Origin of the sequence: Litorimonas taeanensis (genome assembly GCF_003634015.1) — a bacterium.
Taxonomy (GTDB): domain Bacteria; phylum Pseudomonadota; class Alphaproteobacteria; order Caulobacterales; family Maricaulaceae; genus Litorimonas; species Litorimonas taeanensis.
The window spans coordinates 188042-212349 of record NZ_RBII01000001.1 but is presented as its reverse complement, the minus strand read 5'-3'; the positions used below and the strand labels follow the sequence as shown (position 1 = coordinate 212349).

The following is a 24308-nucleotide window of genomic DNA, read 5'->3' as shown; positions in this document are numbered from 1 at the left end:
ATTAAGCCGACTTTGCTTGCCGTGGATGTATCTTTACAGATTGGTTTTTTTCTCCCGCAATCGTGCCGTAATGCTCGCTAAGCCGCGTCAGTCCCAGAGTCAGAACCGTTAATCCACTTCCTGCCGCCCAGCGTTCGGCAGACTCTACAGCGTCCAAAGATTGGTCTAAACAGCATATTGCGATAACAGCTGTATCGAGCCCGGCCCCCATTGCTTCGCGCGCTGATTGGAGTCTGGCTTTAGCATCTGCTCTATGAATGAAACGATCTTCGACACTATTGGTATCAGACGAAACACCCGCCCCATCATAACGCTGTGTGGTCGCCAACCCATGACCAGAGGCATGATAATCCTGAGCAATGCGTTTTCCGGCTTCAATCAAACTACTCTCAAGCAAGGGCCGACCTTCAGAGTCGGTCTGATGCGCCAATCGGTCAAGCGCCGAGAGCCGTGTGTTAACGCGCGCTTTGCGTTGTACGCCGCCCGTTACATAGACATCTCGCTCCCGCAGGTCATAATGTTGATTTAAGGCACTTGCCTCTTTGCCATTTTGTAGTCGCCGTTTGACGCTGGGCACAACACGATATCCTGATGCCCCCATTTCCAAAGCCCCCTCTGCCTTTAATGCCTGCATATCTTTTACCGGAACCCAAAAAGCAGGGCGCCTTCGCCTGTCCCCATGAGGATGAGCGGGAAAGGCATCACAGCCGCTAGCAACGCTGATAACGGCTTTATGATGAATGAGACGTCGTAAAATTTGCTGTTGTTCAAATGTAATCATCTAAGTCGCCATCCCTCCATTCAGGGACACAAGCGCGGGCGTGACGGGTTTGGGAGCTTGGCGCAGGAAATTCTCTAACCGAATGAGTTTCAGGTCAAACACACCATCATCGCGGCTTTCTTCCACCACTTTGCAGGCATGGCTTATGGTCGAACGATCTTTGGCAAAAATTCGCCCTAAATGCGTATGGTTCAACTCATACACCACATGCGCTAAATACATGGCAACCTGACGGGCAAAACGGAGCTGACGGTTTTGACGTTCTGGGTTTTTCATATCGAGCTCAGTCAAACCGAACTCTAGTGAAACGGCGGCTATGGCCAAATTTGCTTGATGAGACTGCACAGCGAATGCTTGTGTATCGCGGCAATAAATTAAGGGCTGTTTGTGCGGCATCATTAATCCTCCGATAATATCTGAAGGCATGATAGCGCCGCACAGAGTGGTGAGGATTATATTCCTATAAAAGAGAACAAAAAGTCAACATGCATCCGATGACTATATGGGCAGAAGATGGCTAAAGCTATGAATTTAGGCGTAAAGTTTATCAGAAACCGAGCTATCTGATGATTGAGCTTCCATTTTCACAAAATGGTCATAGCCGAGGATCATTGTGACGTTCTTGCCGATATCCGCCAATGGTAGGCGAATCCAGAATTGCGCTAAATGCGAACCATTAGGTGTGCCAGGTCGCGTGACACCCGCATAAGGGCGGCGGTGCTTCACCACATTATCAAGGACATTTTTCCAATAGTCATTTCGACAGCCCATAGGCAGTTCATCAATATGGCGACCTTGAATTTCGCTATCAAATAAATTCCAAAACCCTGTACCAGCAAGGCGGATACGATAGCGACCTGTTTCAGCAACAACTTCTGTCAATGTGGTTGTCGGAAGCTGCTTACCAATATCTTCAGGGAAAATTTCGTGACGTGAAGGAAACTTATCTGCGCTACATTTTGAACGCCAATAATCATAAATCTTTTGCTGCTGCGGTAGCACCATCTGATGCCGCAATGCGTTCCCCTCAATCATTTTAACCCCCCCATTACGCGCTGTCCCAATCAGCGTGTAACCTTGATGCCTCATTGGGGCGCATATTCGAAATGATTTGTTAACCATAAATTATCATTTCATTCGAAAAGGTACGATTATTTGAATCGCTTCCGATTCATTCTCTTGTGGAACGGCAATCTCTTGGTCTGAAACGGGGCTTTTCAATGAGGTTTCAAGGCAGTTTGGTTATGAAATTTCTGGAATGGCTCAAAACCACCATCGATTCGTTCTAATTCTTAAGAGAATCTGAATCAGCAAAAGATTCAGGACAACAATTAATCAGTACGATGTTTCCCTAGCCCTGTACGTTTTGCGAGCTCTGAACGGCGTTTGGCATAGTTTGGGGCGACCATGGGGTAATCTAAAGGCAGGCCCCATTTTTTCCGATAAGCTTCTGGCGTCATATCATATTTTACGCGCAAATGTCGCTTTAAGGATTGAAAAGACAATCCGTCTTCTAGGCATATAATCGCATCATCACTCAACGAGTCTTCTATCGGAACAGCGGGTACTAATTCATTTTCATCAGCCGTGTCTTTACGATCAGATACTGCCAACACAAGCCCATCATAGATTGTGGTCAAAAGCTCAGGGATTGATTCCGCGGGTACTTTGTTTCGCGATAAATAGGCCGATGCAATCTGAGTCACATGCGCCAAAAGCGCCTCAGACTCCTTAGACGGTATCGGCGTATTATCACTCACACGCGAAAGTTACGCGCCCAAAACATATATGACCAACAGCGTCAGCAAGAGCATACCGCCCGTAAGGCCTGCTGCTAGTCCTGAGGGCGCCGCTTTGCTCATTGAACCTGCGGGGCTGAAGGCCTGATAAAGGCGACTACCAACACGGTCAAAAACGCGTGTGCGGTAGCGTGAGACGTGAATATTGGCGCGATCCCACATCGCTGAAATCCATTTCACAGCGCCAAAGCCAACGCGGCGGTAGAGCCAATCAGAGTCAACAATCTCGGCCCGTCTTTCGGCAGGGTAGAGTTTATAGCGCTTGAGAAGCGTGAAAGCGAAAATCGCGGCGAATAAAAGCTGTAATTGGAAGACAACATGATCCCAAGTATAAGGCTTATACGCATATTCCATTTCAAACGGCATCAATGAATAAAGCAGATGATACCCACCCCCAGGAATTGGCAAGGCCAAATAGATGCAGAGAATAGCTGCAAGGCTCATGGCGAGGAGCATATTCCAAGGCGCTTCTTTAACTCGTCTTCCGCTATCATGCGCAAAGAAAGTAAAATGCGGCACCTTAATGCCTGAATGTTCCATCACACCAGCAGATGCAAAGAGCATCATAGCAAAAGGCACCCAGAGATGATTTTCAAGCGCTGCCGCTAAAATCATGGCCTTAGTCACAAAGGCGGCGAGTAATGGGAAGGCCGCGATAGACCCAGCCCCAATCAGGCAAAGTACGGTTGTATAAGGCATGGAGCGGAATAGTCCGCCTAGCTCTGAGGCTTTCGCCGTGCCCGTGCGATACATCACCGCGCCGATGGACATAAAGAGAAGGCCCTTAAAGATAACATGAACAAAGACTTGCCCGACAACGCCGTTCATAGCGAGGGCTGATCCAATACCTATACCGCAAACCATGAAACCTAATTGGTTGTTCAGAGAATAAGCCAAGACTCGGCGCAAGTCGTTTTCGACAACCGCAAAGAAAACAGGGAAACAGGTCATCACGGCGCCAATCCAGATAAGAATATCCGTGCCGGGGAATGCACGCGCTAAGGCGTAAATCGCAAATTTCGTTGTGAAAGATGCCAATATGACTGTGCCTGTTATAGAAGCTTTTGGATAGGCATCTTGCATCCAGTTATGAAGCAATGGAAAGCCGCATTTAATCCCCATCGCAATGAGCATGAGCCAACCCCCGGGCGTATCGAGGCCGACATAGTTGAACATGAAGTCTCCACCGCGGCTCTCAGCCACCATGACCGCCCCGCCCAAAAGCATAACGCCAGAAAGCACTTGCACAGCCAAATAACGCATACCCGCCGCATAAGCGCGGTCTCCGCCTTTCCACACAAGGAAGACAGATGAAATCGCCGTGATTTCCCACATGATAAAGAGCGTAATCATATCGCCGGCCAGAACACCCGCAATAGCTGAACCCGTATAGATTAAGGCAGCGCTATCCGTAATGCGGCATTTTTCATGAAGACCGTAAATTCCATTAATCAGACCTGCGAGACAGAATAAATAACCCCAAACAACTGAGAGGTTATCAATTCGCATAGTAGTCAGTTCAACAGGTCCAACCGTTAGAAAACCTCCCAAAACTGAGGGCTCAGTTTTGATCGTAAAGATTAGCCAAGCTGAAAAAATAGGGGCGGCAATTAAAATCAACTTCCGCACATAATATGTGGCCTCTGATTTTGGTATAAGCGCGCAGACGAAGCCCGCCAAAATCACCCAAAGCCCAGGGTTAATATTCATGAGATCAAACATTAGTGCTCTCCCTCATGTGTATGTTCCGTCGAGTAGAAAGGATCAGGCAAACCGCCCTCCCCATAATAAGTTTCGTCTCGTGCCAAGAGTTTGAATAGGGGTTTGGCCGCGAAAACAATCAGAGAATAAGCAATAAACCCAAAGACAGCCCAAGACCCTGGGAATACTTCCCATGGTGCAGGATGCTTTAACGGATAAATCATGCCTAAAATTATGGTGATTATCATGCCGACAAAGGGGAGCACTATAAATCCGCGTTTAACTTTTTCCTCGCCTAAGAACAGGAAAGGTTTCGCCGCGGGGTGAATATCTTCAGCTTTATGCGCGTCTATTTCGGCGACTTTATCAATCTCGCTCATGACAACCCTCCCGGAAGAATAGGTTTCAGGAAGTCAATAATACCGCCTGCATAGAAGAAGAGAACAAGCGTTCCCGCCGCCGTAAAGACAGGCGGGACGATAACCCAAATATGTTTCTTACGTTCAATAGCAATAGCTGCATCTGCCGCCGCATCTGCAGGAGGTTTCATAAAGCCTCTAATGGCTACCGGAATAAGATAAATAATATTCAAAATAGAAGAGGCAATAAGCGCCGCAATTAATATGCCCTTACCGCTTTCTAGCGCCCCAGCCATTAGGAAGAATTTAGGCCAAGAGCCGCCAAATGGCGGAATACCAATAATTGAAATTGAGCCAATAAGAAACGCGCCAAACACCCATGGCATCGTGCGGCCAAGCCCATCAAGTTTGCTAATTTCAGCACGATGCGCCACCGTATAAATTGCACCGGCACACATAAAGAGCGTGATTTTACCCCAAGCATGCATAACGATTTGGAGGCCACCGCCAATAATTGCCGCTGGCGCTGCGAGCATAGCCCCCAGCGTAATATAAGACAGTTGAGACACAGTTGAATATGCAAGACGGGCTTTCAAATTATCTTGGCGCAGAGCAATAACTGAAGCCAAGACGATCGAAATGGCCGCAATCCAAGATATCGTTGTAGAGGCAGGTGTTTCAGCCGTCAGCGCTGGGCCGAATGTAAAAACGACAACTTTTAACATTGTGAAAACACCAGCCTTCACCACAGCCACAGCATGTAACAAAGCTGAAACAGGTGTTGGGGCGACCATGGCATTGGGCAGCCAAGGGTGGGTTGGCATCAAAGCCGCCTTAGCAATACCAAAAGCAAAGAGGAATAATAAGATTGAGGTTGCCAGAAGCGACGTCCCTGGCGGGAAAACACCGCCGACTTGGAATTCTGTTGTGCCTGCAATGACATGAGTACCAATGATAGCCGGCAATAAGAGCGCCAATGACGTCCCCATGAGCACTAAGGCATAGATAGTTAAACCGCGGCGGGCTTTGGCATCACCTTTATGAGACACAAGCGGAAAGGTCGAAATCGTCAGAGCTTCATAGAAAATAAACAGAGTAATAAGATTAGCCGACGCCGCAATCCCCATGGCGGATGCAATAGCTATGGCTACAAAGGTATAAAACCGGGTTTGGTTTTTTTCCTTATTTCCGCGCATATAGCCAAGCGTGAAGACAGAGTTTACAATCCAGAGCGAGCTCGCAATAGCGGCGAAAGTCGCCCCCAAAGGCTCCAGTTTGAACTTAACTTCAAAATTCCCAGCAAAAGTACCGAGCAGTAATTCAGGGCGGCCACCGGCGGCTACTTCTTTGCAAAGATAGATAACAGTCGCCAATAAGGCACCGCCAGCCGCAAGCGTAATGGTTTCACGTATATTGGGCTGTTTTCCAGCGAGCGGAATAAGAATGGCCGCAACCATCGGAATAATAAGTAAGAGTGCAAGCGCAAGCTCAGGCGTGAATGACATGTCCTATCCCCCCGCCGATAATAAGACTTCGGCCGCCCGTTCTGACGCGCCCACAATTATATCTGACGCGCCAAATATATTCATACCAATAGCAATAGATGTCAGCGCCAATATCCACATAGGGATAAGCATCATCAAAGGCGCTTCATTTTTGGCAACCGTCTTACCGTCAACAATGGGTGGGTCTTGGAAATATGCAATCATTAAGACACGCCCAACATAGAAAATAGCCAAGATGGAGCTGAGCATAATAAATCCAACCGCCCACCAATACCCTTGCTCCGCCGCAGCATCCGCAAGGGCTACTTTAGATACAAAGCCTGCTGTGAACGGTACGCCAATCAATGAGAAACCGCAAAGCGTAAACGCCCCCATCGTCCAAGGCATTGTTTTCGAGAGCCCTCTAAAATCTACGGATCGCGTAATGCCATAGCGATACCAGATTGCCCCCACAGCAAGGAATAACCCGCCCTTAATCACGGCATGGTTGATGAGATGTAGATAACCAGCAGCGACACTGGCTGTCGTCGCGATACCGAGGCCAAGGAGCATATAGCCTACTTGCGCCACCGAAGAAAAAGCCATTGCACGACGTATATCCGTTTGGAAAATAGCCTGTGCCGAAGCAAATATCATGCCCACGACGCCCAGCCCAACAATAAGATAAGTCAGAGTCGCCGCAACGTAATCAAATTCAGGATTAAAGACAAAAAAGGTAAAGCGGAACAACAGGTAAAGCGCAGCCTTTGTAGCCGTTGAAGCTAAAAAGGCTGTAACCTGTGTTGGCGCATAAGCATAAGCCCCTGGCAGCCAAGTATGTAAGGGGAACATAGCTAGCTTCAACCCTAGGCCAACAATGATAAAGGCAAAAGCAACCATAGAGACGCGGGATCCGCCATCCATTTCAGTCAAAATACGCGCCATATCGGCCATGTTGAGCGTGCCTGTTTCCATATAAAGGAAACCAATCCCAATGACGAAGAAAGTCGCGCCGATAGACCCAAGGATTAGATAATTATAGGCCGCGACCAATGCGCGTCGATCTCGGCTCGCACCCATAGCGACCAAGACATAGGTTGAGATAGAACTGACCTCGAGGAACACGAAAACATTAAACGCATCGCCCGTAATGACCATGCCCATAAGGCCCGCCATGCAGAGCAAAAAGGCCGCATAATATGGCGCTCTTTTCTTTGGCTCGACCTCTGCCACTGTGGCTGGCATGGCATATAGCATCGTCATCACAGCCATTCCTGCAATCAGAACAAGAATTGGCGCTGAGAGCGCATCTACTACAAGCGAAATTCCGTAAGGCGGATTCCACCCCCCCATCCGGTAAATATCGAGTCCATTTATTTGCTCATATTGCGCCAAGGCCACAGCCACGATGACTAAGATCACAGTCATAGCCGTTGTGGACCACCAAGCGAGTTTCCTATTAGGTAGAATGGCGGTAATCGCTGCCAAAATTAAGGGCACAGCAATTAAGAAGCCTGCACCATGTTCAAACAGCCAAGCGGGCATATAAGGGGTGATATCCATTACGCTTTCGCTCCGGCCTTTTTGGGCGTATCTGTGCCTTCGAGGTTGAACGCATAATCTAAGGCGTCAATTCTATCTTCTTCGATAGTTTGATAAACTTCGCGAATACGCACAACCAAAGACAAGCCAATCGCAAGCGTTGCCACACCAACAACAATCGCAGTCAAAATTAAAACATGCGGCAAGGGGTTTGAATACGGAATATCCGTAAGGAAGTCCCCGCCTCCCGCGGCCGCAACCTGGACGGTCTCAATAACTTTTGTTGTATAGGCATGGTCTTCACCATGACCGCCGCCTGGCGCTTGTTCAAGGATTGGCGGCTGACCATTCGCAACTTTACCAATTGTGATATAAAGCAAGAAAACAGAGGTCTGAAAAATCGACAAACCGACAAGTTTCTTAATTAAATTTCGTGATGAAAACACGGTATAAAGCCCTGTCATCATCAAGATAATAACAATAGCATAATTATATTGCTGGAAAATATCGGCGAGCATTACCAATCATCCTCCGATGTTTCAGGTTGTCTGGAGCCAAAAGCATAGAAGATAGCAATCATAACCGTCGTCACAGTTACCAGAACGCCCAATTCAATCACCAAAATTCCGTAATGTTGACCATGACTTGGGTCATGCGCCAATACGCTGTAATTTAAAAATTCACCGCCCAAGAACCAAGCCACAACGCCTGTCCCGCCATAAAGCAGCACACCTAAGGTCATGCCAATGCGAATCCATGAAGGCGGGAAAGCCGCTTTTGCTGCATCTAATCCAAAAATAAGCGCATATAAAATGACAGAGGCCGCTAAAATGACACCTGCTTGAAAGCCCCCCCCGGGCCCATAATCCCCATGAAACTGAACATATAGAGCAAATAGCGCGATAAGTGGTATCAAGAATTTAGAGACAACTCGTAAAACCACGTGGGGATCACCAACCCGGCTTAAATGTTGCGGCTCTGGTTTCGATTTTAAATCAGGCATTAGGCTTTCCCTCCTGATTCTGGTTTAGCTTTCGGCGGACGCCCCCGCTTTTTAGCGGGTGCCGTTGTCGCTTTCTTAGCGACCGTTTTTTTCACAGCCGCTTTTTGGGCAGGTGCCTTTTTAGCAGGAGCCTTAGATTTAGCAGGAGCCTTAGATACAGCCGCCTTTTTCGCCGTAGCTTTCTTTGCACTTGGCTTGGCCGCGGGCTTCTTAACAGCCACTTTTTTTACCGGCGCAGATGAGGCGACAGATACGGGTACATCTTTGATTAAACGTCCCGGCTGAGGTGTTGGCGTTTTCTGTACAGTGGCTTCGGGAGCGCCAGCTTCGACAGTGGTTTTTTCTGCTACTTGCGCCGCAGGGGCAGACGTATCTGAAATTTTCTGACCATTAGGGGTCGCGACCCAACGGCCTGCATTGCCGTTCAAGCCCAAGAGCAAAAGCACACCTAGCCCCGCAGAGAAAATCACGACAGCCTCGCCAAATGTATCATAACCACGAAAGCTTGCTAAAACAGCTGTTACGACATTTGGGATCTTAATATCTTCCGCCGTCTTGGCCATGTAATCAATCCCAACATAGCTATTCGCCGCTGAATAGGCATCGCCATAAGCTGGCATATCACCAATGGCATAAAACATGGCGGCGCCTGCAAATATACAAACAAGTAAAGGGCCCCATTGCCGGGAAATCGGAACAGGAGCAGATTTTCTATCCGCGAGTAACATGGCAGACAGCATAAGTACCGTCGACACGCCAGCGCCAACCGCCGCTTCGGTAAAGGCCACATCAACCGCATCGAGATTAACAAACCACGCAGCACAGACGAGACTATAAACACCTTGTAGCATCACGATGCCAAAGAGGCTTCGCATGCGAACAATCGCAAACGCCACAATCACAAGAATTGCCATCAGGGCAATATCAATCAAAATTGTAGGGGGCATAAAGGAAGCAGACGCGGCGAACATTTAGACCTCCTCGTCCAAATCAGGGGCTTTAAACTTGCCTAAAAATGGCTCTAGCCCACTTTTATAGGCCGCATGAGCAATTGCATGTGTCGCGGTTGGACTAGTCACTAACAAGAAGAATGCCACGAGTAATAACTTCAGCGACATTTGTGAAAATCCGCTTTGAATAATTAAGCCCAGAAGAATTAATTCAGCCCCTAATGTATCGGTCATACCTGCGGCATGTAAGCGTGTATAAAAATCGGGTAAGCGAATAACGCCAATCGTGCCCGCCATAACAAAGAACAAACCTCCCGCAAGCGAAAGAACCGTTCCAACAAAGCGCAAAAGTGCCAACCAATCAATTGTTGGACCCGAAGCAACATAATGCTCTGCAGCAGCTGGGGCCGCTGCCATGATAGTTACAAAGAGGCTCATTTCTCAACCTCCGCACTCTCTTTACGCATCAATCCGACATTCAAAGCTTTGTAATTAAAGAATTTCAGCACCGCGATTGTGGCGATAAAATTCATCAAAGCATAAAGTATCGCAATATCTACTCCGTCAGGACGATCAATGATGAAGCAGAACACACATAAAAACAAAACAGTTTTTGTACCAAAGGCATTCACCGCCAATAGACGGTCATATAATGTTGGACCGCCAATTAACCGCACAAGCATAAACACCATAGACAAGATTATTAAGAGGGCAGTTCCTAGATAAACATATCCCAAGGCCACGCTCATGACGTCGCTCCATCACTTGAGTTAGGGGCGCTCAACGGAGGCAGATTTTCGCCCGCGGCCCAAGCCGCCCTCTCGCTCATTTCAGAAAAATCTTCAGGAGCACTCATTTCATTCAGCAAAGCATGAACTAAAATATGATCGTCATCCATCATCACACTCACTGTCCCCGGCGTCAGCGTAATGGAGTTAGCAAAAACAACGCGGCTGAGATCATTTTTTTGTGGTAATGGAATTTTTGTTAATGTCGGTGACACTTCCATATCTGGGCGCAAGACAGCTTTCACCACCTGAACATTCGCTTTAACGATTTCCACGAAAAGCCAGACAAAATAGGCTAAAGTTTGAGGGATCATCAGATAGGGGGCCGTTTCATTATCGGTGAGACGCATACGCGCAGACATCGCCGAAACAAAGACGATGGAAATAACACCCAAGGTCAATAGCATTCCAGTGAAGTACCCAGAAAGGGTCAACCACGTCGCTGCTAATGCCAAAGCTAATACGAGACTAAATCGTAACACGCGATTGACGCTCCTACCCAATTCTCGAATCCTTCGTCTTACGCGAAGAGATTGCTGTTTGCAGAAGTCATAACGGGCTTAACCCTGTATTAAAAGGTAAAAGCCCCAAATCTTGGCGAAATGTTTTGTGGATTATTGCAGAATAACCCTTGGGTGATAGGTTTATCGACGATGCCCAAAGACAAGCGCTGCTGTGATAGCCGCTGCGCCGTGTTCTTCCTCGCGAGGAATCACGCCATCGCGAATATAACGGAGCACATCTTTGTTTAAAGATGACGTCAATGACCAGTTCCAATATCTTAAAACCGTCTGGGCTTTATCCGTCGAAATTGAGTCATAGGCTTCAATAACTCGGCGTAATGAAGGGTGCACCTCGCCAGCCTCATCCATAGCAGGGCGACGTAGGGCCGCCCATAATTTCTCAACCATTTCACGTTTTAAACCCGTAGACTTACACAAAACGGCAATACCTTCTCCGCCCTCATCCGTCAGAATTTGCGCGCCGGTGGCAGGCTTAACACCCGACATATAGGAAATTTCTTCGGTTAGATGTGGGTCAAGGCCATTCTCGGCTGCGGCTTCGATTACCTGTTCTAACCCGCCATGTTCATTCCGCGCAATCGCGGCGCGGTTGCGTTGGCGTCGTTCGACGAATTGCAAGGCTTTTCGTACCCCTGCATCTTGCCACCCATCAGCCGCGGCGCGAGGGAATAAATCTGCGCAGCTCTCCTGCAGTACTGAACGAGACACGCCAAAGCGGGCTAATATTTTCTTTCGTGTCGGGCCATCAGCCCACCAAAACATCGTTAAGCCATGTGAAGGCCGCAATTCTTCGCGGCGGTTCAACAACGGAATGAAATGTGTTTCATTGCGCGAAATCGTCAAAATTCTCTGCAAGGCTGTTTCACTGAAAGACGCCCCCATATTTTTGAGTAGAACCGTCACTACGTCGTCTTCTAAGAACTGAACGAGCGAATCGACAACCGAGTCAGAGAGCTTTCGTCTATGTGCGATAACTTTTCGATGCTCGCTCGAAACTGTCTTGGAAATCTGTATCAAATCAGAATCCGTCAAAGACAGAGAGTTTTCAAGAATGTGTTTTGCGACACGAATATCATCTTTTGCCAAAATAACCAAAATTGTGCGCGGGGCCTCATTTAGCATGACAATGCGTTTGGCAACGCCTTCACGTAACTCTATATCTGCATCACGTAACAGCTCGACCAGAACATCTCCCGCCATATGGCGCTCTTGGGGGGTAAGTTGGCTTGATGGAATACAAATCACATCCGCCAAACGCTTTACCAATTGCCGGCGCGTAGCCACGCTACTGTCGACAGTGTCATCCTCTAGGATAGGGTCAAGAGCGGGAAGCGGGTCTTCGCCCCGCATTTTTCTTGATTGTGCTGGCATTGCGACCATAAAGGCGTGCTCCTTCGCTCCGTCAAATGGGGCCGTTTCCAGCAATATCTAAACAAAGAGCGTTAACCAAGCGTGACTTTTACTGGCAATATTTCAATTCCGCGCAATCTCGTCCACAAAGGCCAGATTGATGAAAACAAAATGACAGCCAGACACTTGTTTGTCAGTTGAAGGCCCCCACCCTATTGTTTAGGCCGTTCAGTAGCCCTAGCCCAAAGTAAGTTGATATTCATGGCGTCTATATTTCAAACTAATACCCAGCCCCCTTTTGCCGAAAAGAAACCCTTAAGGACTGAACAATTATCACGTGTCAGGCATGATGATTATGCGTGGATGAAAGATGAGAATTGGCAAGCGGTCATGCAAGACCCGTCAAAATTGGACAACGCCATTCGCGCCCATTTAGAGGCAGAAAACGCCTATACAGAAGCCGTTCTTTCACCTTTAGACACCCTAAAAGAGACTCTTTTTGACGAAATGAAAGCCCGAATAGAGCCTGAAGCCGCCAGCACCCCATTACCCGATGGAGGTTGGGCCTATTTCCACTATTATCGGACTGGGGATCAGCATGGCGTTTATGCGCGCGTTCCAAAAAATCAGTCAGAGAAAGCCCTACGCCTAACGGAAGCTTTGTTAGCCGAAAGCGAGACCGTATTAGATGCCGAAGATCTCTCCCAAAACTACCCTGCCTATTTCGACCTCGGCGCAGTTTCTCACAGCCCCGATCACAAATGGGTAGCCTATGGCGTTGATGGTCAGGGATCAGAGAATTATCAAGTTAGCGTACGCGCTCTAAACGGCACAAACGAGGTAATTAAAACTAAGATAGATAGCGCCGCAGGCGCTTTGGTTTGGGCGGCGAATTCAAGAACATTATTTTGGGTGGAAAGAGATGAAAATCAACGCCCACACGCTGTAATGCGTCAGGACATTTTTGATGACAAATCCCAAGCCGTCTGTGTGTACAAAGAAGACAATCCTGGGTTCTTCGTCAGCGTCGGTACATCAGACGATATGCGTTATATTGAAATCAGCGCCCATAACCACACGACATCTGAAACATGGAGAATAGACGCCGCAGCCCCAGAAAAACCGGCTATTTGCTTCGCTAAACGCACACCAAATTTAGAGTATAGCCTACAGGATCAAGGCGGGCGTAGCTATGTTCTGACCAACGCCCATGGTGCGGTTGATTTTCAAATTATGGTCGCCGACGGGCCTTCCTCGGCCTCAGAATGGAAACCTTTCATTCCGCATAAACCCGGCACATTGATAATTGGCGTTGAAAGCTTTCGTCATTTTCTTGTCAGATTGGAACGCGAAAATGCTCTACCTCGCTTGGTTATTCGTGATATGCGAGATGGCGAAGAACATGTGATTGAAATGACAGAGCCTGCCTATTCTCTCGGACTTGTGTCTGGTTATGAATATGACACTACCCAGCTTTATTTTTCTTACGCATCGCCAACCACACCCGCGCAGATATTTGCCTACGATATGGAAACACGAGAGCGCGTTTTAGTTAAAACTCAAGAAGTCCCTAGCGGTCATGACGTCACCCATTATAAAACAGAACGACTTTCCATCACAGCTCGTGATGGCGCTGACGTTCCGGTGACAGTTTTACGGCGCGAGAACACCCCTATCGACGGGAGTGCGCCGGTCTTGCTTTATGGATATGGCTCTTATGGCATAACCATTCCTGCAGCCTTTCGAACAACGATATTATCCTTGATTGACCGGGGTTTCATCTTTGCCATTGCACACATCCGAGGCGGTATGGCCAAAGGGTATCAATGGTATTTAGATGGAAAATTAGAGAAGAAAACAAATACATTTAACGATTTTATAGATACCGGCCGCGCCCTTTGCGACCTAGGCTATACGCGAAAAGGTCATATCGTCTGCCATGGCGGCTCCGCTGGAGGATTGCTTGTCGGCGCGGCTATCAACCAAGCACCAGACTTGTTTGCGGGGGCTATCGCCGCTGTACCATTCGTCGATGTTCTCAACACAATGTCGGATACATCCTTGCCCCTCACCCCGCCAGAATGGCCAGAATGGGGTAATCCATTAGAGGATGAGGCGGCTTATGACCAAATTCTCAGCTATTCTCCTTATGACCAAGTGATAGAACAGGCTTATCCCGCGACCTTAATTACGGCGGGCTTAACGGATCCCCGTGTGACTTATTGGGAGCCCGCCAAATGGGCCGCTAAGCTCCGTGACAATCAAACTGGGAACGCCCCTATATTGCTGAAAACAAATATGGAAGCGGGGCATCAGGGCGAGTCGGGCCGTTACGACTCCTTGAAAGAAACAGCATTAGAATATGCGTTTGCCTTATCAGCTGTCGGATTAGCCTCAATCTAATATAGGTTGTGACTGTACTTCCATAGATATGCGCATGGTCGTTCTATTAAGCCGTCATATCTAAAACTCATAAGAATGAAGGTCTATAAAGTAGGATTGTATTCTTATAGGCCGTAGCACTCTAGGTTATAATCCATAGCGTGCTACGGACGATACATAACAAGCGCCCTGATCAGCGCGCTATATCCAACCCCATTATTGGCCCCTATTATTGACATAGAACAGTCCGAAAATAAGGCCACAGCAAAATTTAGGCATAAAAAAACCCGGCATAGAGCCGGGTTTTAAACCTAAGATCAAAATCGACTTAACCTGTTGTCTTCACAATATAGGCTGCATCGTAATCGGCTTTAAATCTCTGACAGTTCTCGTCTTCAAGCTTAAACTCGCCTTCGAAGATTTCATTGTCATAAGCGCCTTTGATCATCTGATAGCAAAGTTCACGTTCAATATTCTTCTCAAATTCACAACGACGGTCAAACGCATCTCGTTCAGCGCGAATGAAAGAAATCCATTTTTTAGCGTTCCGGTTTTCACGTGATGTTGAGGGCACTTGAGAAAAAGCCTCAACCGCAGAAGCGCGTGTTTTTGTAATTGGCGCATTCGCCATCTGATCTGGTGACATCTCACAAGAAAGGCTTTCTTGGTTTTGCGTCGCCTCATATCGACATGTCGCAATTAACATCCAAGATTTACCCGCATCATAACCGCGATCAATCGCCCCTTTAAAGGCCGCTTCTGCACGTTGACATTCGCCTTCATTGTAAAGGGCTTCGCCTAAATCAGCATAAAGCTTTGCTTGGTTCGAGCTCGACGCCGCTTGCTCTAGGATTGGAATAGCGCGCTTATATTCACGTGCCTGACGGAATAAATTAGACAACTGTACCATCTTTTCAGAATCACGTGGAATACGTCCATTAGACATTTCACGCTCCAAAATTTCAGCGGCTTGGAAAGGCATATCGTAAAAGCTGTAATACTGAACGACTTTCATCAAGTCCTGCTCAGTTGTCAAAGCGCCGCCAATATAAAGCATCTTAGTAACTTCAAACGCTTCTTGTTCACGGCCACCATTCGCAAGCATCGAAGCCCAAGCTTCCCATAGCTGCTTCTCTTCAGGCCAGCGATTAATCATCTGCTTTACAATATCTGCCTGTTTCCCAGGCATGCCCAAATTATTGTAAAGAAAGTTCAATAGGTCAAAATGCTTACGCTCTTTGGGACTTGCGGCATTAAACCATTTTTCAGCCCATGGCAGAGCTCGATTATAGTTTTCAGCCTGAACCCAAGCTTGTGTAATATATTCAACATATTTCGGTTTTTCTTGGCCGCCACGAGCAAGATAGTTTTCAAGCATTTGCGCGCCTTCAGCGAACTGACCATTACCGATTAATAGCTGAGCAATATTGACGCGAAGGCTAGACGCCTCATTCGGCAATAAACCGCCAGCACTAATGGCATTTTCAAAGGCCGTGATAGCGGAACCATAATTATTTAATTCATAATAGGCTGTACCTTGAACTTGATAAATGATGGAGCGCTCATAGGCGTTCAAATCAGGAAGGGCTAAGGCTTCGTTCAATTTTGAGACCGCAGCCTGAAATTGATTGGCTGTCATCATTTCATTAGCAGCACTCACCATCTCACCAGATTTTGCAGAGAATTGACGGCCTTCAGTTTGAGCATCATCTTGGGCATAGGCCGTCACTGGCACACTAACAAAGGCAGCGCTCATCAGAACGAATGCACTTGCGCTTAAACCGTTGCGGATCATTTTGGTCAGTGAAGTCATCACAGGCTCCTAGAATTCATCAAATTCGAAATCAGCGATTTCGACATAAACTTTGCCCAGAATGTTACAGGCAAAGGGAAGGTTTGGGACAAGAAACCCTGCCCCGGGAATAATCAGCGAACTGATTATTCAGGAATAATACGTCCACGCTCGTCAGATAGACGGAATGAAATTTTACTTTCAACGCCAGAACGCGCTACTGAACGGCCATCAACGATTTTCGGGTTATATTTCCACTTTTGAACAGACTTAACGGATGCTCGCTCAAACAGGCTTTGCGTACAATAAGTCGCAACCACATTAAAAGGTGCACCCTCTGGGCTCACGTCAAAGCGAACTGTACAGTGGCCAGATTTCTCAGCACGTGTTGGCATAATAGGCGGAATACGAACTAATGGTTGTGCGTCACGATCAGACACCGCAATTTTGAAGGATTGACGGTCAATTTTTGGCGTCTCAAAATCTGGGATAGCGCCCTCAAGTGAAGCAATGGCTTCTGTCGGCTTATCAGCTTTCGCCCGCTCAATCATAGGCGGTGGCGGTGGAGTGACAACTTTTTGAACTTTATCAACCTTAGTTTCACGTTCGATAACCTTGATGTCTTCAACCTTTGGGTTGATTTCAAAGCTAGCTGTTTTCACTTTATCCTGCGGTTCGAATTCAGCTGAAATAAGGACTGTCATCAAGACAAATAACGCTACGGTTACAAAAGCCGCGACAGGGATACCGATTAACCAACGAATTGCTGTACTCATGATAAAATCCTTTATCTTTATTCTGTACCAACGCGGGCATCAATGCTGAGTTCCTGCATTAATTCCTGAACGGCCATAACTGTTCCTACCTCTGCATCACGATCGGCTTTAATAATTGCCACCGCTTTCGGGCTTTCATCACGAATACCTGTGATAACAGGACGAATTTCTTCGAGAGAATATGGTCGTTTGTCGATCCAAACTTCATTTGTTGCATTGATGGCAACCAGAATAGTCGGTTTCCACTCAACATCCGTATTCGCAACAGGCTCAACAGGGTCAATACCTGGAGTTTTAACAAAGACAGATGTCACGATGAAAAAGATCAACAAGATAAACACAACATCCAACATGGGTGTCATATTGAGTTCTGTATCCTCTTCGGGAAGTTTTACTCTACTACGCCGTGCCATAATGTTACCTTATCACATTTTATCTGAATTAGCAAGGTGCGACAGATTTGCATCACACATTACCCTAAGAACCTTTGGGGATGGAGAGACTTATGCCTCTCCCGCTTTGATGATTTCGATCTTGGTAGAACGACCACCTGCATCAAGACCATCTTTAAGCTCAACAAGAATTTTATGTTGCGCGCGTTCATCCAACCGTAAAATAACACTGGCGCCAGGCTTGTCCGCTAATAAGCGCTCTACAGCAAGAGTAACACGGTCACAGTTTGTACGACGTTCATCAACAGAGCACTGATTGCGCGCGTCAACAAAGACAGTAATAGCACGCGGGGCATCCGGAGGATTAGGCGTATCTGGTGGTGGTGGTGGCTGCGTCAAGTCAATCGCAGTTTCATCCAAGAAAGTGGCAGTAACGATGAAGAAGATCAACATGATAAACACGATGTCTAGCATCGGTGTCATATCGACATCGGCTTCATCAGCCTGAGTATTTTTACGTCCGCGTCTCATAAGGTCCTCTTATTTTCCAGTGCCTTAACCGATTTGAAGTTCATCAGCGAAGGTCGCTGTTTCGCGTGCACTCCATCGCGGCATGACCGTCGAGAAGTAAAGCCCAGAAAGTGCGGCAGTCATACCCGCCATAGTTGGAATGGTCGCTTTAAAGACACCCCCCGCCATCAAGCGTGCATTTGATGAGCCTGACAGAGCCATTGTATCAAACACTTGGATCATCCCTGTCACGGTTCCCAAAAGGCCGAGTAGAGGCAGAAGTGCAACAAAGGTCTTAATCAAACCAACATTAGCATCTGTACGCTCTTTGATTTGGCTGACCATCTCATCACGGATAGCCATAGCTTTCCACGAGCGCTTATCAGAACGGGCATCCCATTCATTTTTCAAACGCACTTTCATTGGCTTATGAGCAAAAAGGTAATACGCGAAGCGTTCCAATATGAATGTCCAGAGAACGAGCGTTACAATACCAATGACGAGCAATACGCTACCGCCAGTATTTAAGAAGTTCACCAATCCGTTCACAATATTGACGGGGTTTAACCATTCCATCTTTGTCGTCCTTACAAATCTATTTAGGCTTCAAATTATTTAGGCGTTTCAATCTAAATTTGGCTGTTTAAGGGGCGTACCAAGACTGACACGCCCGCCAAATATCCTCTGAGGCTTTGCCTCAGAGATTTAAATTAGACACCTGTGCGAGATTCTACGTGGCGTGCCACGATACCTGCACTTTGCTCTTCGAGCGTACCCTGAACAGAGCGAGCCAATGAAGAACAGAAGCTGTGGAGAATAAGAAGCGGGATAGCCGCAATCAGACCCAACATAGTCGTAACAAGCGCTTCAGAAATACCACCAGCCATCAATTGTGGATCACCAGTTCCGTAGATCATCATAGCTTGGAAGGTTTTAATCATACCTGTAACCGTACCCAATAGACCCAAGAGCGGTGCGATACCGGCAAAGAGCTTCAAGAGGTTCAAACCAACTTCTAGCTTTGGTGACTCTTTCAAAATAGCTTCGTCAAGTTTCAACTCAACCGTGTCAGCATCTTTGGACTTAGCCCCTTCATAAGCCAACATGACGCGACCAAGAGGGTTAGATTTAGACCCTTGAGCCTTACGCTTCTGACCAGAAACGGCTGTTTTGATAAGGAACAAACGAACGATATTCAAAAGACCGAACAATCCACCAATCAAAAGAAGAAGCAAGATAATGTAACCAATGGTTCCACCATAAGAAATACGCTCTTTAACATCTGGAACACGCTCAAATGATTCAAGAAGCGCACCACGCGTCGGATCAATCGGAGCATAAACCAAATCACCAGAACCGGCTTTTGTTACATCGCTAGCCGCAGCAGAAATTTGACCGCCAGGCTGCTTCGGCAACTGCTTAAGTAAAGGCGCTGAAGCACTTTCACCTGTTGGAGCAGAGTAACCCAAGAAGTTTGCACTGCCTGATGTAAAGACAGCAAATGGGCCAACGCGTGTTACGCTCTGAACGGCGCCATCATCAACGTTTGCAACAGGAGCTTGGAATTCCTTCACAAGACGCTGCTCACGGATTTCCTGAAGCATACGCTCATAAATTGCGTTCAAATCTTCGCTGCTTGGAAGCGCTTCAGATTCTGCGACGCGGCCAAGAACCTCAGTACGGTTAGGATATTCCGCCGTAATCAAAGAGCTATCCAATAGAGCTTTGAATTCGCCAGCTTTACTACGAGCCAAACCAAACACTTCACCAAAATCACCTTGAGCGGCACGAAGTTCACCCTTCAAGCCATCAATAGTATTACGGTTTGCCGCAAAAGTACGCTCAACACTTGCCGCTTGACGCTCAAGTGCGCCTAAATCTGCACGCGCTTTCGCTAATAGAGCTTGCTGTTGATCTCTACGCTGACGGAATTCCGCTTCACGTTGACGATTCTCCTGCTCAACCTTAGCGGCGTCCTGACGAACCTTGCTAAGCAACTCGTTAACAGAACTGATTTGACCAGACGCCGGAAGCGCTGACAGCATAACAGCAGAGCCGATGACGGCCGCCGTGGCTTTTGTTAAAAATTTCATCTTCATTCTCATGATCTTCTAATGTCCTCGGCTAATTAATTGGTAATGACGGGCGCGTAAACGATGGCAGGCGCCGCTTCGCCCTTGGCGATACGAATGGCCTGACGCATAGCAAGCGCATCAGCGCCGCCCAGAACGTCCCAAGATTTTGTAGCTAAATTATATTTGGCAACTTCTGTCTCATCCTTAGTCACATAGACAAGAGATGTGCGACCAAAACGAATAAAGTTGACGACGTTACCCGGGCGTGTCGGATGCACACCTTCGTAACTATCAATACCCTGCCCGTAAGAAACCTCAATCTTATACGCATTCAGTACGCGGCGATATTGCTCTGCCGGGGACACATCCGGATCAGACAATACAGCCTTTACGTCTGCAAGACGCGCCTGACGCTCTGCCATATTGAAAGGCAAGTCACTATTGATTGAATCTTCTAAAGCCACAGCCATACGCAACATCATCGGGCTCATACCCTGCTTGATTTGCTCAACCGTCCCCAATTGACGGTTCAATGACTGAATTTCAGACTTTTGAGACTGAAGGTAGATGTCTTGCTGAGCCACGAACAAAGCAATGTTGTCTGTTTGCTGAAGAACGGCGCGATATTCGCGAGCTGCAGTATCCGCCGCATCATCTGCATCTTCGACCTGCCGCTGAGACGCAGCACTAGCCTGTGTTGAGGATTTAGCGACAGCAAGCGCACTTTCCAATTGCGCATGGGCAGGAGCGGCAAATAAAAGCCCCGCCGCGCCGGCAAGCATCAAGGGCTTGACTATTTTTGATTTTAACATGGTGTCCTTCCAAGTCTGCTTTTAAATATTATTCCATCATCACAGAATGATTGAATGCGTAAGTATTGGTTATCCGCCAACGCGAATGGGGGCGAGTACAACATTAGGCGCACTTTCACCGCGAGCAATGCGAACAGCACGCCGCGAATCCAGAACATCAGAACGGCTCATCTCGACCCAATCTTTTGCCTCTTGATCCCACTTCCAAGCTTCAGAACTATCGAACTGAAGATAGATAAGCGACATGCGGCCAAAATGGAGATAATATCCATCCGTCACGCTCTCACGAAGATAATCGCCTTCTATTTTTGTAGCCCCGACAGGCAACGCATCTTTAACCGATTTTGGCAAATCACAAGCTGTGCTCGTGATGTCGGCATCACATGCCGCTAAACGCGTCCCTGGGTTCTTTGGGTTATTACCATTATAAGACGCCACAGATACCCCTGCGACAACTTCGGTATCAAATATATTCATTGATTGACGGAATAAGGAGGCGATAGGCGCATCCGGCTTATCTAAATCTTCTTTCAAGCGATCAAGGCGAGCGAATCGCTCAGAAGCCTGAAAAGGCACATCCTTAATCATTTCCTTTTCAATCTCGGCTGTCATCTCGACAACCAAAGGACGAATGGAAGCTTTTAATTCACCAGCAGAATCAATTTGGCTCTGCAATGAAGCAATCTGCTCCTCTTGCTTTTTCAAATATAAACGCTTTTGATCTGTGGCGGCCTGAACATCAGCGATTTGCTGAAGTACACTTGCATAAGTGGCTTCAAGATCACTCTCTTGGCTAACCGCGTTAAAAGCAAAGGAACCAGCCATTACAGCTGCCAAAGCACTAACACACATAAATTTACGAGTGGCTTTAATCGTCACTAGGAACGTCCTCCAATCCTCTTTATCCGGCCCTCTTTATGGGGCTTAGGATACTCTCAAGGTTTTCGCTTACACGGGCATTAATCCTTAATCAATGATTACATTGGGAGAAAATTCGATTTTTTTTTGAATTTTTTTTAACGGAGCCTGTGTATATTAACCATAATTTGCTTGTAATATTATTTCGTTAAATGACAACGCTAACACAAGCAAGTCCGCGTCACATATCAACTACATAACCCGCAGACAGAACATTACGTTCCAAATTACATTTAACTTATAAGGTACATTATAATCGGTGGTTGGGGCGGCTGGATTCGAACCAACGATCACGGGATCAAAACCCGATGCCTTACCGCTTGGCTACGCCCCATTGTGGACCTACCGATTTGAAGGCGCCTTCTAAGAGGGTCGCAAACAGAATGCAACGGGATTTTGATGCTTTCTTCATCCAATTTCACCTGAATGCTCTTCTGTCGGTCATAACTGCATTAATTTATCGAAAAACAGCAAATATCGTGACATTTTAATCCATCCCATACTATATTGAAGGAGAATTCCTACTTTATTTACAAGGCCACATCTTATGCGTCAGTTTTTAATTACGGTTTTTGGGGTCGTTGTCGGCATCATTGCTTTCTTTTTTCTCATTTTTGTCTTTGTTTTTGGGCTGGGAATTATTGGAAGCCTCTCTGCCTCCATGAAACCTAAGCCCAATCAAGTCCTCAGCTTTGATATGCGCGCCGCCCTGCCCGATCAGGGTATGGGGGATACACTCTTTGCCGAAAGTACTGGGGTTGTGGATATTGTAAGAGCCCTTAATGCGGCAAAAACTGATGACCGGGTCAAAGGTCTTTTTATTCGCGCAGACCGATATGGAATCACCCCAGCCAGTGCTGAAGAGTTGAGACTCGCGATTTTGGACTTCAAAACAAGCGGGAAGTTCGTTGTAGCCCATGCACAAGGTTTCGAATCTCCGAGTGTATTTCCATATATGACAATCGCTGCAGCCGACGAGATCTGGATGCAAGACACAACTGGTTTCGCGGTAGCGGGCATTCACTCCGAAACAGAGTTTTTTGGCGGCGTAATGGAAAAATTTGATGTGCAACCACAGTTCGAACAGTTTTACGAATATAAAAACGCCGTAAACACCTACACTGAAAAAGGATTTACCGAGGCCCATAAAGAATCAACCACGAGCTTCCTGACCAGTCTGTACGATTCGGCCATCGCACATATCGCCACTGACAGAGAAATGACTGTCAGCGGCGTGAAACAATTCCTCAACGCCTCCCCTCATAGTGCTGAAGAGGCTATGACAGCAGGTTTCGTCGACAAAATGGGCTTCATCGAAATTGCAAAAGATTATGTAAAAGAGAAAGCTGGCGGCGAAGACACGGAATTGCTTGCCATAAGTGACTACACCATTGATTCGCACTATGGCGCGCCTGTCATTGCTTATATCGGCGGAGAAGGCGCTGTCGTTACAGGCGATTCTTCCCATGGTGGGCCATTCGGAGGCGACCTAGCAATGGGGAGTGATACCCTAGCCAAAGCCTTTGATGACGCGGCCAAAGACAAAGCCGTAAAGGCTATTGTTTTCCGTGTTAGCTCGCCGGGTGGATCACCATCGGCGTCGGATCAAATCTTAGCCGCCGCAGAAAGAGCGCAAGAAGCCGGTAAACCCGTCATTATATCGATGGGCAAATACGCGGCTTCAGGCGGCTATTATGTTTCTGCCACCGCAGATAAAATTGTAGCCATGCCAACCAGTATCACTGGCTCGATTGGCGTTTATGGCGGCAAAATCGCCTTTGAAGATACATTTGCCAAGGTTGGGTATAACATTGAAGCCATTACTATCGGTGGAGACTATGCTGGTGCCTTATCTGCGGACACACCCTTTACCGAAAGCCAGCGAGAAGGCTTCCGAGGACAGCTCACCGATATTTATGAAGACTTTATCAATCGCGTCTCAACTGGCCGGGACCTTCCAATAGAGACAGTCAAAGACATTGCTAAAGGCCGTGTTTGGACAGGGGAACAAGCCAAAGAACGCGGCCTCGTGGACGAACTTGGCGGCTTTCTTAAAGCTGTCGACGTCGCTAAAGAGCTTGCCGAAATTGATGCGGATAAAGAGGTTCGCCTAAAACGCTTCCCACGCATTCCAACCGCTGGTGAACAATTGCAAAATCTGTTCAGCGGCGCAGAACAAGCAAAAGCTGATATAGAGGCGCTCAAAGCCATTACGGCCCTTCCAGAAGTACAAGCTGCGCTACGCGCCCACCGCGCGGCGCAAAAGCGAGAAGCCCTACACGCAAATATTCCATCAGTTGAATAATCTTCGCCTGAAATGAAGCCCTGTAACGGGCCCATATAACGCTATAAAAAAGCCTCTCATTTGAG

The 24308-nt window shown here is 47.3% G+C and carries 25 protein-coding genes and 1 tRNA gene; 2 read left to right on the top strand and 24 right to left on the bottom strand.

Annotated elements, in window-relative coordinates; genetic code table 11:
* Window position 1: 1 nt before the first annotated feature.
* From DES40_RS00995 to DES40_RS00925, 15 genes are all read right to left on the bottom strand, one after another.
* Window positions 2–781 carry a DUF6456 domain-containing protein gene (locus tag DES40_RS00995; RefSeq protein WP_121098714.1) on the bottom strand — a complete coding sequence of 260 codons (780 nt, stop codon included), beginning with the start codon at window positions 779–781 and terminating at the stop codon, window positions 2–4.
* The gene (locus DES40_RS00990) at window positions 782–1207 is read right to left on the bottom strand and encodes a helix-turn-helix domain-containing protein (RefSeq protein WP_233345326.1); all 426 of its coding nucleotides are present in this window, start codon (window positions 1205–1207) and stop codon (window positions 782–784) included.
* A 105-nt stretch (window positions 1208–1312) separates the two neighbouring features.
* The gene (locus DES40_RS00985) at window positions 1313–1816 is read right to left on the bottom strand and encodes a PAS domain-containing protein (protein WP_170144824.1); all 504 of its coding nucleotides are present in this window, start codon (window positions 1814–1816) and stop codon (window positions 1313–1315) included.
* A 296-nt stretch (window positions 1817–2112) separates the two neighbouring features.
* Window positions 2113–2523: a MucR family transcriptional regulator gene (locus DES40_RS00980; protein ID WP_121100308.1), complete on the bottom strand. Its 411-nt coding sequence runs from the start codon at window positions 2521–2523 to the stop codon at window positions 2113–2115.
* A gap of 27 nt (window positions 2524–2550) precedes the next feature.
* Window positions 2551–4302: a Na(+)/H(+) antiporter subunit D gene (locus DES40_RS00975; RefSeq protein WP_121098712.1), complete on the bottom strand. Its 1752-nt coding sequence runs from the start codon at window positions 4300–4302 to the stop codon at window positions 2551–2553.
* On the bottom strand, window positions 4302–4661 hold the full coding sequence (locus tag DES40_RS00970) for a hypothetical protein (protein WP_121098711.1): 360 nt from the start codon (window positions 4659–4661) through the stop codon (window positions 4302–4304). The genes DES40_RS00975 and DES40_RS00970 overlap by 1 nt, the downstream gene beginning before the upstream one ends.
* Window positions 4658–6145, bottom strand: coding sequence for a proton-conducting transporter transmembrane domain-containing protein (locus DES40_RS00965; protein ID WP_121098710.1), 1488 nt, complete (start codon window positions 6143–6145; stop codon window positions 4658–4660). Before DES40_RS00965 ends, DES40_RS00970 begins: the two co-directional genes overlap by 4 nt.
* 3 nt (window positions 6146–6148) lie before the next feature.
* Complete coding sequence (locus DES40_RS00960) at window positions 6149–7687, bottom strand: monovalent cation/H+ antiporter subunit D family protein (protein WP_170144823.1); 1539 nt, start codon at window positions 7685–7687, stop codon at window positions 6149–6151.
* Window positions 7687–8184 carry a cation:proton antiporter subunit C gene (locus DES40_RS00955; protein WP_121098709.1) on the bottom strand — a complete coding sequence of 166 codons (498 nt, stop codon included), beginning with the start codon at window positions 8182–8184 and terminating at the stop codon, window positions 7687–7689. Before DES40_RS00955 ends, DES40_RS00960 begins: the two co-directional genes overlap by 1 nt.
* Window positions 8184–8669, bottom strand: a complete 486-nt coding sequence (locus DES40_RS00950) for a Na(+)/H(+) antiporter subunit B (protein ID WP_121098708.1) — start codon at window positions 8667–8669, stop codon at window positions 8184–8186. Before DES40_RS00950 ends, DES40_RS00955 begins: the two co-directional genes overlap by 1 nt.
* Entirely contained in the window at window positions 8669–9640 is a 972-nt protein-coding gene (locus tag DES40_RS13320; RefSeq protein ID WP_233345324.1) for a DUF4040 domain-containing protein, read from the bottom strand. The genes DES40_RS00950 and DES40_RS13320 overlap by 1 nt, the downstream gene beginning before the upstream one ends.
* Window positions 9641–10057, bottom strand: coding sequence for a monovalent cation/H(+) antiporter subunit G (mnhG, locus tag DES40_RS00940; protein ID WP_233345323.1), 417 nt, complete (start codon window positions 10055–10057; stop codon window positions 9641–9643). It lies immediately after the preceding gene.
* Complete coding sequence (locus DES40_RS00935) at window positions 10054–10368, bottom strand: monovalent cation/H+ antiporter complex subunit F (protein WP_121098707.1); 315 nt, start codon at window positions 10366–10368, stop codon at window positions 10054–10056. The genes mnhG and DES40_RS00935 overlap by 4 nt, the downstream gene beginning before the upstream one ends.
* Entirely contained in the window at window positions 10365–10889 is a 525-nt protein-coding gene (locus tag DES40_RS00930) for a Na+/H+ antiporter subunit E (RefSeq protein WP_170144822.1), read from the bottom strand. Before DES40_RS00930 ends, DES40_RS00935 begins: the two co-directional genes overlap by 4 nt.
* Window positions 10890–11051: 162 nt before the next feature.
* Window positions 11052–12311 (bottom strand): DUF2336 domain-containing protein, encoded by a 1260-nt coding sequence (locus DES40_RS00925; RefSeq protein ID WP_121098705.1) that lies wholly within the window; start codon window positions 12309–12311, stop codon window positions 11052–11054.
* A 231-nt stretch (window positions 12312–12542) separates the two neighbouring features.
* Here DES40_RS00925 and DES40_RS00920 point away from each other — a divergent pair, with 231 nt between their 5' ends.
* Entirely contained in the window at window positions 12543–14684 is a 2142-nt protein-coding gene (locus tag DES40_RS00920) for a S9 family peptidase (protein ID WP_121100302.1), read from the top strand.
* Between the two features lie 307 nt (window positions 14685–14991).
* Here DES40_RS00920 and DES40_RS00915 read toward each other — a convergent pair whose 3' ends face one another.
* From DES40_RS00915 to DES40_RS00875, 9 genes are all read right to left on the bottom strand, one after another.
* Window positions 14992–16476, bottom strand: a complete 1485-nt coding sequence (locus DES40_RS00915; protein WP_121098704.1) for a tetratricopeptide repeat protein — start codon at window positions 16474–16476, stop codon at window positions 14992–14994.
* Between the two features lie 125 nt (window positions 16477–16601).
* Entirely contained in the window at window positions 16602–17231 is a 630-nt protein-coding gene (locus tag DES40_RS00910) for an energy transducer TonB (protein ID WP_121098703.1), read from the bottom strand.
* Window positions 17232–17248: 17 nt separating this feature from the next.
* Window positions 17249–17644 carry an ExbD/TolR family protein gene (locus tag DES40_RS00905; protein WP_121098702.1) on the bottom strand — a complete coding sequence of 132 codons (396 nt, stop codon included), beginning with the start codon at window positions 17642–17644 and terminating at the stop codon, window positions 17249–17251.
* Window positions 17645–17734: 90 nt separating this feature from the next.
* Window positions 17735–18154: an ExbD/TolR family protein gene (locus tag DES40_RS00900; protein ID WP_121098701.1), complete on the bottom strand. Its 420-nt coding sequence runs from the start codon at window positions 18152–18154 to the stop codon at window positions 17735–17737.
* A 24-nt stretch (window positions 18155–18178) separates the two neighbouring features.
* Window positions 18179–18709, bottom strand: coding sequence for a MotA/TolQ/ExbB proton channel family protein (locus DES40_RS00895; protein WP_121098700.1), 531 nt, complete (start codon window positions 18707–18709; stop codon window positions 18179–18181).
* A gap of 134 nt (window positions 18710–18843) precedes the next feature.
* Window positions 18844–20226, bottom strand: coding sequence for a MotA/TolQ/ExbB proton channel family protein (locus DES40_RS00890; protein ID WP_233345322.1), 1383 nt, complete (start codon window positions 20224–20226; stop codon window positions 18844–18846).
* A gap of 35 nt (window positions 20227–20261) precedes the next feature.
* A complete protein-coding gene (locus DES40_RS00885) occupies window positions 20262–21020 on the bottom strand; it encodes a DUF3450 domain-containing protein (protein ID WP_121098698.1) in 759 nt (252 codons plus the stop codon).
* 69 nt (window positions 21021–21089) lie between these two features.
* Complete coding sequence (locus tag DES40_RS00880) at window positions 21090–21845, bottom strand: DUF3450 family protein (RefSeq protein ID WP_170144821.1); 756 nt, start codon at window positions 21843–21845, stop codon at window positions 21090–21092.
* A 353-nt stretch (window positions 21846–22198) separates the two neighbouring features.
* A tRNA-Gln gene (locus DES40_RS00875) sits at window positions 22199–22272 on the bottom strand.
* Window positions 22273–22485: 213 nt separating this feature from the next.
* Here DES40_RS00875 and sppA point away from each other — a divergent pair.
* The gene (gene sppA / locus DES40_RS00870; RefSeq protein WP_121098696.1) at window positions 22486–24243 is read left to right on the top strand and encodes a signal peptide peptidase SppA; all 1758 of its coding nucleotides are present in this window, start codon (window positions 22486–22488) and stop codon (window positions 24241–24243) included.
* The last annotated feature ends 65 nt before the right edge of the window (window positions 24244–24308 follow it).